The 11,479-nt window shown below is 75.8% G+C and carries 11 protein-coding genes and 1 rRNA gene; 11 read left to right on the forward strand and 1 reads right to left on the reverse strand.

Annotated features, from left to right (window positions below; translation table 11 throughout):
* A 5S ribosomal RNA gene (rrf, locus tag ABT295_RS20895) occupies positions 1-94 on the forward strand; the annotation flags it as partial.
* Between the two features lie 30 nt (positions 95-124).
* Here rrf and ABT295_RS20900 read toward each other — a convergent pair.
* Entirely contained in the window at positions 125-925 is an 801-nt protein-coding gene (locus tag ABT295_RS20900) for a hypothetical protein (protein WP_352396337.1), read from the reverse strand.
* Between ABT295_RS20900 and ABT295_RS20905 the strand changes: the two genes are divergently transcribed.
* The 10 genes from ABT295_RS20905 to ABT295_RS20950 all read left to right on the forward strand — a co-directional run.
* Positions 914-1,636, forward strand: coding sequence for a tetratricopeptide repeat protein (locus ABT295_RS20905; RefSeq protein WP_352396338.1), 723 nt, complete (start codon positions 914-916; stop codon positions 1,634-1,636). The genes ABT295_RS20900 and ABT295_RS20905 overlap by 12 nt on opposite strands.
* 10 nt (positions 1,637-1,646) lie before the next feature.
* Positions 1,647-2,693, forward strand: coding sequence for an HAD-IIA family hydrolase (locus tag ABT295_RS20910; protein WP_352396339.1), 1,047 nt, complete (start codon positions 1,647-1,649; stop codon positions 2,691-2,693).
* A 59-nt stretch (positions 2,694-2,752) separates the two neighbouring features.
* Positions 2,753-3,211 carry a hypothetical protein gene (locus ABT295_RS20915; RefSeq protein ID WP_352396340.1) on the forward strand — a complete coding sequence of 153 codons (459 nt, stop codon included), beginning with the start codon at positions 2,753-2,755 and terminating at the stop codon, positions 3,209-3,211.
* Positions 3,208-4,011 (forward strand): TlyA family RNA methyltransferase, encoded by an 804-nt coding sequence (locus ABT295_RS20920; protein WP_352396341.1) that lies wholly within the window; start codon positions 3,208-3,210, stop codon positions 4,009-4,011. Before ABT295_RS20915 ends, ABT295_RS20920 begins: the two co-directional genes overlap by 4 nt.
* Complete coding sequence (locus ABT295_RS20925; protein ID WP_352396342.1) at positions 4,008-4,922, forward strand: NAD kinase; 915 nt, start codon at positions 4,008-4,010, stop codon at positions 4,920-4,922. The genes ABT295_RS20920 and ABT295_RS20925 overlap by 4 nt, the downstream gene beginning before the upstream one ends.
* A 61-nt stretch (positions 4,923-4,983) precedes the next feature.
* Positions 4,984-6,765, forward strand: coding sequence for a DNA repair protein RecN (recN, locus tag ABT295_RS20930; protein WP_352396343.1), 1,782 nt, complete (start codon positions 4,984-4,986; stop codon positions 6,763-6,765).
* 110 nt (positions 6,766-6,875) lie between these two features.
* Positions 6,876-8,060, forward strand: a complete 1,185-nt coding sequence (steA, locus tag ABT295_RS20935; protein ID WP_352396344.1) for a putative cytokinetic ring protein SteA — start codon at positions 6,876-6,878, stop codon at positions 8,058-8,060.
* On the forward strand, positions 8,057-9,001 hold the full coding sequence (locus ABT295_RS20940) for a copper transporter (RefSeq protein ID WP_352396345.1): 945 nt from the start codon (positions 8,057-8,059) through the stop codon (positions 8,999-9,001). The genes steA and ABT295_RS20940 overlap by 4 nt, the downstream gene beginning before the upstream one ends.
* Positions 8,998-9,984, forward strand: a complete 987-nt coding sequence (locus ABT295_RS20945) for a hypothetical protein (RefSeq protein WP_352396346.1) — start codon at positions 8,998-9,000, stop codon at positions 9,982-9,984. The genes ABT295_RS20940 and ABT295_RS20945 overlap by 4 nt, the downstream gene beginning before the upstream one ends.
* Positions 9,981-11,479 (forward strand): lipid II flippase MurJ (locus ABT295_RS20950; protein WP_352396347.1); only part of this gene is annotated, 1,499 nt, incomplete at its 3' end. The genes ABT295_RS20945 and ABT295_RS20950, both read left to right, overlap by 4 nt.

The following is an 11,479-nucleotide window of genomic DNA, read 5'->3' on the forward strand; positions in this document are numbered from 1 at the left end:
AACGCCCGGCTCCATTCCGAACCCGGAAGCTAAGCCCTTCAGCGCCGATGGTACTGCACTGGTGACGGTGTGGGAGAGTAGGACGCAGCCGGACACAATTTGTCAGAGCGCCTCAGACGGAACTTCATTGATCCGACTGGGGCGCTCTGCATTGGTGTCCCCTGATCAGATTCACAGAGGTGGCGCCGACCCTGGTCGGCGCGGAAGGATGACGAACATGAGCGACGACGACCGCAGGCACGACCGAGGCGAGCGACGCGACCGTCAGGACGGTCCGCGTGGTCCGCGCCACGGGGGAGGTGCCGGCCGTGGGTCCGGTGCGCCGCGTTCGTCGGGTCCGCGACGGGACGACCGGGGCGGTTACCGTTCCGATGACCGTGCGCCGCGCCGTGACGACCGCGGCGGCTACCGCTCCGACGACCGTCGCCCCTCGGGCAACCGCGATGACCGCGGTGGCTACCGTTCCGACGATCGCCGATCCTCGGGCAGCCGGGACGACCGTGGCGGTTACCGCTCCGATGACCGTCGCCCCTCGGGCAATCGTGACGACCGTGGCGGTTACCGTTCCGACGACCGTCGCCCCTCGGGCAACCGCGATGACCGTGGTGGCTACCGTTCCGACGACCGTCGCCCCTCGGGCAACCGCGATGACCGTGGTGGCTACCGTTCCGACGACCGTCGCCCCTCGGGCAACCGCGGCGACCGTGGTGGCTACCGTTCCGACGACCGTCGCCCCTCGGGCAACCGGGACGACCGCGGACCCCGTCGCTTCGACGACCGTGGTGACCGCGGCCCGCGTCGGGACGACCGCCCCCGTGGTGGCGCCGGCCGGCCGCGCGAGGACGACCAGCGTGGTGGGCCCCGGCTCACCCCGAAGTCGCCGCGCCGGCCGGAGCCCGCGATCCGCGAGGGAGTGACGGGTCACGAGGTCGACCGGGGCGTCAAGAACCAGCTGCGCACCTTGAGCAAGGAGAACGCCGAAGGTGTGGCCCAGCACCTCGTCATGGTCGCCGAGCTGCTCGACGTCGAGCCCGAGGCCGCCCTGGCGCACGCGGAGACCGCCGTCCGTCGTGCCGGTCGCGTGCCGGCGGCCCGTGAGGCCCTCGGCCTCGTCGCCTACCGGCTCGGTGACTGGGCACGCGCGCTGGGGGAGTTCCGCACCGTGCGACGCTTGTCGGGCTCGCACCACCTGCTGCCGCTCATGGTCGACTGCGAGCGCGCCCTCGGCCGCCACGACAAGGCCCTCGAGCTGGCGCAGTCGGACGAGGCGGCCAACCTCGCCATCGACGACCGGGTCGAGCTCGCGATCGTCGTGTCGGGCATCCGCCGCGACATGGGCCAGGTCGACGCGGCCGCCGCCGGTCTCAGCGACATGGTCAAGCGCATCAACCCGAACCGGCCGTCCGCGGCCCGGCTCTTTTACGCCTACGCCGACGCCCGGCTCGCGGCCGGTGACACCGGCGCAGCCCGTGAGTGGTTCGCCCGGGCCGCCGACGCCGACCACGAGCTGACGACCGACGCGGCCGAGCGCCTCGAGGAGCTCGACGGTGTGGACGTCACCGACCTACTCGGTGACGAGGAGCTCGACGGCGCCGTCGACACCACCGTCGACGGCGACGCCGACGACGAGCGCTGAGACGCCTGCGATGCTGACGGCATACGACGGGGTCGTGTGCGACCTCGACGGTGTCGTCTACCGCGGTGACGACGCCGTGCCGGGTGCGCCGGAAGCCTTGCAGCGCATGGTCGCCCACGGCACACGCGTCGTCTACGCGACGAACAACGCCTCGCGGGTGCCGGCTGAGGTCGCCGCGCACCTCGCGTCGCTCGGGGCGCCGGCCGAGCCCGCCGACGTCGTCACGAGCGCCGAGGCCGGCGCCGAACGCGTCGCGGCGCTCGTGCCGGCCGGGTCGACGGTGCTGGCGCTCGGGGGCGCGGGCGTGGCCGAGGCGCTGACCCGTGGCGGCCTGCACCCCGTCGCGCCGCACGACGCCGCCGACGTGGCGGTCGACGTCGCGGCCGTGCTGCAGGGCCTCGGCCGAGACCTGACCGTGCGCGACTTCGAGACCGCGGCCCGGCTGCTCACCTCGGACCTGCCGTGGGTGGCCACGAACGACGACGCGACGCTGCCGCTCCCGTGGGGTCAGTCGCCCGGCAACGGCGCCTACGTCGACCTGCTCGCGACAGCCGCCGGCCGCCGCCCCGACGTCGTCGGCAAGCCGCACCCCCCGCTCTACCGCCTGGCCCTCCGTCGCCTCTCGACGGCCCAGGAGCGCACGCTGGCCGTGGGTGACCGGCTCGACACCGACATCGCGGGCGCGCTGGCGACCGGGATCGACTCCGCGTGGGTGCTGACGGGTGTCGACCGACCGAGCGACCTGCTCGCGCGCCGCCTTCGCCCCACCTACGTGGTCGCCTCCCTCGCGCAGCTGTTCGAGCCGTATGCGGTCGCGACGGCCGAGGCGGGCGGCTGGCGGTGCGGCGACGCGCGCGTCCGCCTCAACGACGGTGACCTCGTCGTCGACGAGGTGGGGGCGTCGCCCGTCGAGGCCGTTCGCGCCGGCATCGCCGCCTTCGACGGCGTGCAGGAGGCCGTGCAGGAGGCCGGGGCGCACGGTCGCACCGGTTCGGCGCCGGACGGGCGGCGGGTGGGGGCGGTCCTCGACGAGCTGCTCGCCGCACCGGGCCGCTGACCGCGGGGCCGACCCGGTAGCGTGACCGCAGGATCCACGAACCGGCACGGAGGCACGGCATGCTCGGCGACAACGACGCCCGACGCGACGACGGCAGCACCGGGAGCACCGGGGACGCCGAGGCGCCCCTCGCGGTGGTCGAGGAGCTCGACCCGATGGACGACGTCAGCGACGAGACGGACGACCTGGACGACCTGGACGACACGGACGACACGGACGGCGCCGACGGCCAGGACGGCGGCGAGGCCGACGACGAGGCCGACGACGAGGCCGACGACGAAGCCGACGACGATGCCGACGCCCCCGCCGAGGGCTCTGTTGCCGAGGCCGAGTCCCCGTGGGCACCGGTCGACACGACGCCGGCCCCGGAGCCGCCGGTGACGGGCGACGAGGCGGTCAACGACGCCACGATGCGGCTCGCCGAGGCGCAGTCCGGCACCTTCGCCGAGCGCATCGAGGCAGGTGAGCACGCCCACCGCAGCCTGCAGGGCCGCCTCGGCGGCCTCGGTGGGGCGTGACCACGCGCCGACTCGACGTCGAGCTCGTCGCCCGCGGCCTCGCCCGGTCGCGCACGCAGGCTCGCGACCTCGTGCTGGCCGGCACGGTGCTCGTCGGGGGCCGTCCCGCCGGCAAGCCGTCCCAGCCGGTCACCGCCGACGACGACGTCTCCCTCACGCGTGAGCCCGACCGGTGGGTCGGGCGCGCGGCGCTCAAGCTGCTGCACGCCCTCGACCGCTGGCCGATCCCCGTCGAGGGCCGCCGCTGCCTCGACGTCGGGGCCAGCACCGGCGGCTTCACCCAGGTGCTGCTCGAACGGGGTGCCGCGCACGTGACGGCGCTCGACGTCGGACACGACCAGCTGGTCGCCTCGATCGCCCGGGACGAGCGGGTGCGCGACCTGCCCGGCACGAACGTGCGCGACGTCGACGCGCAAGCGCTCGGTGGGCGCTTCGACCTCGTCGTCTCCGACCTCAGCTTCATCTCGCTCGCCATCGCCCTGCCGGCCATGCGCCCGCTCGTCACCGACGACGGCGACCTCGTCGTGCTCGTCAAGCCGCAGTTCGAGGTCGGGCGCGAGCGGCTCAGCCGCAGTGGCGTCGTCACGTCGCGGCACGAGCACGCCCGGGTGCTGCGCGACGTCCTCACGGTGGCGCGCGGCGAGGGGCTGCACCTGCACGGCGCGACGGCCAGCCCGATCACCGGGGGCGACGGCAACCGGGAGTTCCTCTTCTGGCTCGCGCCCCGTCCGGTCCCCGGCGCGGAACCGACGGCCGCGGATGACATGCTGGAGGCCATCGACCTGGAGGGAGAGACGTGACGCGCCGGATCCTGCTCGTGGCCCACCCCCGACGCCCCGAGGCCCTCTCGGTGGCCAAGGGCGTCGTCGAGCGGCTCACCCACCTCGGCATCGACGTCTCGCTGCAGGCCGACGAGGCCGAGGCGCTCGACCTCACGGACAGCTCACGCGTGCACATCGCCTCGGCGGAGGAGCAGGTGGCCGACGGCTGCGACCTCGTGGTCGTCCTCGGCGGCGACGGCACCATCCTGCGCGGCGCGGAGTTCGCCCGGAGCGTCGACGTGCCGCTGCTCGGCGTCAACCTCGGCCACGTCGGCTTCCTCGCCGAGGCCGAGCGCGACGACCTCGACGCGACCGTCGAGCACATCGCCAACGACGCCTACGCCGTCGAGGAGCGCATGACGCTGCAGGTCGACGCCAAGCTGCACGGTGAGCTCATCGCGAGCAGCTGGGCCCTCAACGAGGTCAGCGTCGAGAAGGCGTCGCGCGAGCGCATGCTCGAGGTGACCGTCGAGGTCGACGGGCGACCGTTGTCGAGCTGGGGCTGCGACGGCGTCATCGTGTCGACGCCGACGGGTTCGACGGCATACGCCTTCTCCGCGGGAGGGCCGATCATCTGGCCCCAGGTGGAGGCCATGCTCCTCGTGCCGAGCGCCGCGCACGCGCTCTTCGCGCGGCCCCTCGTGCTCGGGCCCGACTCCAACCTCGCCGTCGAGATCAAGGCCGCGACCGAGGGCAGCGGCGTCATGTGGTGCGACGGGCGCCGGCACGTCGACCTCCCGCCCGGCGCGCGCATCGAGGTGCGCAAGGGCGTCCGCCCGCTGCGACTGGCCCGGCTGACGACCGCGCCGTTCACCGACCGGCTCGTCGCGAAGTTCAACCTCTCCGTCGAGGGCTGGCGGGGCAACGGGCCGGCGGGCACCGTCTCCTGAGGCGGCGGTCCTCCGTACGGCGTCGTCGCCGCTGTGGGAGCTCGGACATAGGGTGGTGCCCGTGTTCAGCCAGATGAGGATCCGCGGCGTCGGGGTCATCGACGACGCCGTGCTCGAGCTGAGCCCCGGGCTCAACGTCCTGACGGGTGAGACCGGCGCGGGCAAGACGATGGTCGTCTCGGGACTGGGCCTGCTGCTCGGCGAGCGGGCCGACACGGGTCTCGTGCGCACCGGCACCGACAGCGCCCTCGTCGAGGGCGTCGTCCAGCTGCCCGACGGGCACCCGGCCCTCGCGCGGGCCGAGGAGGCGGGGGCCGACCACGACGCCGGCGAGCTCGTCATCGCCCGCACCATCGCCGCGGCCGGGCGCTCTCGCGCGCACGTCGGTGGCCGCACGGCCCCCGTGGCGGTGCTGGCCGAGCTCGGACGACTCCTCGTGGCCGTGCACGGCCAGTCCGACCAGTGGCGCCTCAAGCAGGGCGACGCGCACCGTGAGGTCCTCGACGACTTCGCCGGTCCCGAGCTGGCGGCGCTGCGCGACCGGGTGGCGCAGCTGCACGACGAGTGGCGGGCCACGGCCCGGGAGCACGCGCGGCTCGTCTCCGAGGCCCGCGAGCGGGCCCGGGAGATCGACTCGCTGACGGCGGCCCTCGAGGAGATCGAGGCGGTCGACCCCCAACCGGGGGAGGACGTCGCCCTGCGCGCCGAGGACGACCGGCTCGCCCACGCCGACACGCTGCGACTCGCCGCGTCGCAGGCGCTCGCCGGGCTGAGCGGCGACGAGTTCGGCCCGGACGCCGGGCCCACGGTGCGCGACCTGCTCGGCGCCGCGCGCGCCTCGCTGGCGCCGGCCACCGACCACGACGAGGCCCTCGCCGCGCTCGACGCGCGCCTGCACGAGGTCAGCACCCTCGTCACCGACCTCTCGGCCGACCTCACGGCCTACCTCGACGACGTCGACCTCGACCCGGGGCGGCTCGAGTTCGTCCAGGAGCGGCGGGCGGCCCTCGGGGCCCTGACCCGCAAGTACGGCGAGAGCGTCGACGAGGTGCTCGCCTGGTCGGGCCGCGCCGCGGCCCGCCTCGACGAGCTCGTCACCGCCGACGACCGGGTGGAGCGGCTCGGTGCCCGGGTCGGCGAGCTGGAGGAGGCCGCCGTCGCGGCCGCCGTCACGCTGTCGGAGGCACGCCGCGTCGCCGGTGACGAGTTCGGCACCCGCGTGTCCGAGGAGCTCTCGCACCTGGCCATGGGCTCGGCCGTCGTGCAGGTCGACCTGCGACGGCGCACCGATCCCGACGGGGTGGCCCTGGCCGACGGCGAGCGGGTGCGCCTCGCCCGGCACGGCATCGACGACGTCGAGATCCTGCTGGCGGCGAACGCCGGGGCGGCGCCCCGCAGCGTGGCGCGCGCGGCGTCCGGTGGTGAGCTCTCGCGCGTCATGCTCGCGCTCGAGGTGGTCGGCTCGAGCAGCCACTCCGCCGCGAGCGCCAGCGGTCCGCCGACGTTCGTCTTCGACGAGGTCGACGCCGGCGTCGGCGGGCGCGCGGCGCTCGACGTCGGCGCGCGGCTGGCCGCGCTCGCCGAGCACGCGCAGGTCATCGTCGTCACGCACCTCGCCCAGGTGGCCGCCTTCGCCGACCGGCACCTCGTCGTGCACAAGTCCGACGACGGGCGCATCACCTCGAGCAGCGTCTCCGTCGTCGACGGTCCCACCCGGCTGCGCGAGCTCTCCCGGATGATGGGTGGCGACCCCGACTCCGAGGCGGGTCTCGCGCACGCGGGCGACCTGCTCGAGCAGACCGCCACGGCCCGGGCCCGCTCCGGCGCGCGCGCCCGGTCCTGACCCCGGCGCGCGACCGCTCCCGACCGCCCGGCACGCGCCCGATGCCGGCCGTCCGGCCCGCGTGGCCGGTGCGGCCGGTCGGGGCCGCGCGTGGCACGATTGAGGCCATCATGGCCCTCTCCATCCGTCGTCGCGCCGCCCAACCCGGCCCCAGTGGCCCGGGGGTCGTGGGCCCCGCGCGCGTCGACCGGCGCACGAAGAACCTGACGAAGCGCCTCCACGCGGGCGACGTCGCCGTCATCGACCACGCCGACCTCGACAAGGTCAGCGCCGACGCGCTCGTCACCGCCCGGCCCGCCGCCGTCGTCAACGCGAGCGCCTCGACGACCGGCCGCTACCCGAACCTCGGGCCGCAGATCCTCGTCGACGCCGGCATCCCCGTGCTCGACGCCGCCGGTGCGGCCGTGCTGACGATCGAGGACGGCCGGCCGGTGCGCCTCGACGGCGCGCGGCTGTGGTGCGGCGACGAGCTCGTCGCGACGGGCACGGTGCTCGACGCCGAGCTGGTCGCGCAGCAGATGCACGAGGCGCGAGCCGGACTGGCCGTGCAGATCGAGGCGTTCGCGACCAACACGATGGAGTACATCCGCAAGGAGCGCGACCTGCTCCTCGACGGGATCGGCATCCCGCCCATCACGACCGAGCTCGACGGCCGGCACGCCCTCATCGTCGTGCGCGGCTACCACTACCGCGAGGACCTCGACACCCTCCGGCCCTACATCCGCGAGTACCGGCCCGTGCTCATCGGCGTCGACGGGGGCGCCGACGCCATCATCGAGGCCGGGCACCGGCCCGACCTCATCGTCGGCGACATGGACTCGGTGTCGGACGCGGCGCTCTCGTGCGGCGCCGAGATCGTCGTGCACGCCTACCGCGACGGGCGGGCTCCGGGGCTGGCCCGGGTCGAGGCGCTCGGGCTGGCGCCCGTCGTGTTCCCCGCGGCGGGCACGAGCGAGGACGTCGCCATGCTGCTCGCCGACGACGCCGGCGCCGAGCTCATCGTCGCGGTCGGCACCCACGTGACGCTCGTCGAGTTCCTCGACAAGGGGCGCGACGGCCAGGCGTCCACCTTCCTCACCCGCCTCCGGGTGGGTGGCAAGCTCGTCGACGCCAAGGGTGTCAGCCGGCTCTACCGGGCGCGCATTCCGGGCCGCCTGCTCGCGACGATGCTGCTCGTCGGGCTGCTCGCCTTCGTCGCGGCGCTCGCGTCCACGCCCGCGGGACAGGTGTGGCTGCAGGTGCTCGCCGCGCGCTGGGACGACCTCTGGACCGCCGTCGTGGGGATCTTCTCGTGATCGACTTCCGCTACCACCTCGTCTCGATCATCTCGGTGTTCCTCGCGCTCGCCGTGGGCATCGTGCTCGGTGCGGGGCCGCTGCAGGCCAACCTCGGCGACCAGCTCGGCGACCAGGTGGCCGCCCTGCGCACCGAGAAGCAGGCGCTCAACGACAAGCTGACGACGAGCGAGAAGACCGTCGACGCGACCGCCGAGTACGCCGAGGCCGTGCAGCAGCGCGTCGTGGGCGGTCGCCTCGCCTCGCACCGCGTCGTCGTCGTCGTGCTGCCGTCGGCCGACGGCACGATGGTGACCAACCTCGAGGAGGTCGTGCGCCAGAGCGGCGCAGCCCTGACCAGCACGGTGACCGTGAGCCCCGACTGGTTCGACGCGAGCCAGGCGTCGGACCGCGCGGAGGCCGCCCGGTCGGCGGCGACCGCGCTGGGGCTCTCCACGAGCGCGACCGGCGACGACCTGCTCGTCGAGGTCGTGACGGCGCTCACCGTGTCGACGACGGCCTCCGGCACCTCGACCCAGCGCACCGCCGCCGTCAAGGCGCTGGCCGATGCCGGGCTGATCGACAGCTCGGCCGCCGAGCTGACCGTCGCCGACCTCGCCGTCGTCGTCTCGGGCGACTACGCCGGCACCGAGGCGGCCGTGGGGGCCCGCTCCGACACGGTGCGCGCGCTCGTCACGGCCCTCGCCGGGGCGTCGCGCGGTGCGGTCGTCGCCGGGGGCGAGACCCTGGCCGCTGCCGGCCAGCCGGTCACCTCCAACGCCGTGCAGGCGGTGCGGGAGAAGTCCGAGAGCGCCGCGCTCGTCGCGACCGTCGACCACGCGCGCGCCGGTGCCGGTCCCGCGACCGTCGTGCTCGCCCTCGAGGGCGTGCTCGACGAGCGCGTCGCGCACTACGGCATCTCGGCCGGGGCGACCGCCACGGTGCCCCGGGTGCTGCCGTGACGCGGAGCCACCACCGGTCGCCGGCCGGCTCCGGCGTGCCCGCCCCTGTGCCCGGCCATGTGCCTGCCTCCCGGCCGGCCGTCGTCGCGGTCGCCGCGGCCGTCGCCGGGGCCGTCGCCTCCGCGGCGACCCTGCGCCTGGCGCGGCGCCTGCCCGAGACCGCGCGAGCCCCCTGGGGGCGCACGAACCACGCCGGCCGGCCCGTGACCCTGCTCGAGGGCCCCGCCGTCGTCGCCGGCGCCGTGACCGGGGCCGCCGTGGCCGGAGCCATGGGTGGTGCGGTGCCCGGGGCGCGGGGCGGGGGCGTGCCGACCACCGTCGTCGCGCTCGCGGCGGGCGCGCTCGGCGCGCTCGACGACCTGGCGGGCGGCGTCGCCGACAAGGGTCTCAAGGGCCACCTCGGCGCGCTGGCCCGGGGCGAGGTGACGACCGGGGCGCTCAAGGTCGTCGGGCTGGGCCTGACCGGCCTCGCCGGCGCCGCGCTCGTCGACGCGCGCACCACCCGCACGGTGCGAACCGCATCCACCGCCCGAACGGCACCCATCGCCCGAACGACACCCGGTGCCCGCACGACCGGGCCGCGTTCGCTCGCGGCGACCCTCGTCGGCGGCGCGGTCGTCGCGGGCGCCGCCAACGCGATCAACCTCTTCGACCTGCGTCCCGGTCGCGCGCTCAAGGTCACCGTGGCCGCGGCCCTGCCGCTCGTCAGCGCGACGCCCGCGGCGGCCGTGGTCGGGTCGTCGCTCGGCGTGGTGCGCGACGACCTCGTGGCCTCGGCGATGCTCGGCGACACCGGCGCCAACGCCGCCGGTGCGCTGCTCGGGCTGGCGCTGGTCGAGCGCACCGGCCTCGCGGGTCGGGCCGTGGCGCTGACGGGGCTCGTCGCCCTCACGCTGGCCTCCGAGCGGGTCAGCTTCACCCGGGTCATCGAGTCGCACCCGACGCTGCGCCGCCTCGACGAGTGGGGCCGGGAGCGCCGATGACCGGGCCCGCCGTCGGTGCCGGGGGCGGGCCGCGCCGCGGGCTCCTGGCCGCAGCCGGCACCATCGCCGTCATCACCCTCGTCGCGCGCGTCGTCGGTTTCGGGCGCTGGTTCGTCTTCTCGCACGCCGTCGGGGCCACCTGCGTGGGCAGCACCTACCAGTCGGTCAACGCCGTGCCCAACGTGCTCTTCGAGATCGCCGCCGGTGGCGTGCTCGCCGCCGTCGCGGTGCCGCTCGTCGCCGCAGCCCTCGCGCGCGGCGACCGGGAGGAGGCCGACCACACCGCCTCGGCCCTGCTGACGTGGGTGCTGATCGTGCTCGTGCCCGTGGCCGTCGTCGTGGCCCTCGCCGCCACGCCCATCGGCGGCGCCCTGCTCGGCGCGGCCCGCGACTGCGCCGGCGCCGTCGGGCTCGGCGCCGACCTGCTGCGGGTCTTCGCCCTGCAGATCCCGCTCTACGGCGTCGGCATCGTGCTCGGGGGTGTGCTCCAGGCGCACCACCGCTTCGTGGCCGCGGCGCTCGTGCCCCTCCTCTCGAGCCTCGTCGTCATCGCCACCTACCTCGCCTACGGCGCGCTCGTGCCCGACCCCACGGCGGCCGTCGCGCAGCTGCCGGCGTCGGCGACGACGGTCCTCGGCGTCGGCACGACGCTCGGCGTCGTCGCCCTCGCGCTGCCCCTGCTGGGCCCGGTGCGGCGGGCGGGGGTGCGCCTGCGCCTCACGACGTCGTTCCCGCACGGGGTGGCGACCCGGGTGCGGCGCCTGGCCGTGGCGGGGCTGCTCGCCGTCGCGGGCCAGCAGCTGGCCACGCTCGTCGTCATCCGCCTCGCGAACGACCGGGGCGGGCCGGGCACGCTCAACGTGCACACCTACGTGCAGGCCGTCTCGCTGCTGCCGTATGCCGTCCTGGCCGTCCCGCTCGCCACCGCCGCCTTCCCGACGCTGGCCGGCAGCGCCGCGACCGACCGGGTGGGCACCCTCGCGGTGCTGGGCCGCGCGTGGCTCGCGACCCTCCTCGCCGGGATCGCCGCGGCGGCGCTGCTCGTCGCGGTCGCCCGGCCCGTGGGCGGCTTCTTCGCCCTGCTCGACGCCGGGCGCGGCGCCGGCACGGGAGCCGCCGCCCTCTCCGCCATCCCGGACGCGCTCGCGCTCGTCGCGCCCGGCATCCTGGCCCTGTCGATCATCGGCGTGCTGAGCCGGGCCTCCTACGTGCGCGGGCGGGCCCGGGCCGCCGGCGCCGTGGTCGCCCTGGCGTGGCTCGGCACCACCGTGCTCCCGATCCTCGTCCTCTCGGGCGACGCCGGCCCGGCGACCACGGTGCGCTGGCTCGCGGCGGGCACGAGCCTCGGGCTCGTGGTGGGCGCCGTCGCGCTGGCCGTGCTGGTGCGGCGCGGGTGGGGGAGCCGCTCCCTCGCCGTGCCGCCCCGCCCGCTCGTCGCGGGGGCTGGCTCGGGCGCGTCGCGCACGCCGTCACGGCCGTGCGCCGGCGCCTGCCC

Source organism: Terrabacter sp. NPDC000476, from assembly GCF_040300125.1.
Lineage (GTDB): Bacteria > Actinomycetota > Actinomycetes > Actinomycetales > Dermatophilaceae > Terrabacter.

What these genes read in the sequence shown, in the direction of transcription:
- ABT295_RS20915 (WP_352396340.1), top strand. Translation starts at nt 2,753, where the DNA reads ATGCTCGGCGACAACGACGCCCGACGCGACGACGGCAGCACCGGGAGC.
- ABT295_RS20910 (WP_352396339.1), top strand. Translation starts at nt 1,647, where the DNA reads ATGCTGACGGCATACGACGGGGTCGTGTGCGACCTCGACGGTGTCGTC.
- steA (WP_352396344.1), top strand. Translation starts at nt 6,876, where the DNA reads ATGGCCCTCTCCATCCGTCGTCGCGCCGCCCAACCCGGCCCCAGTGGC.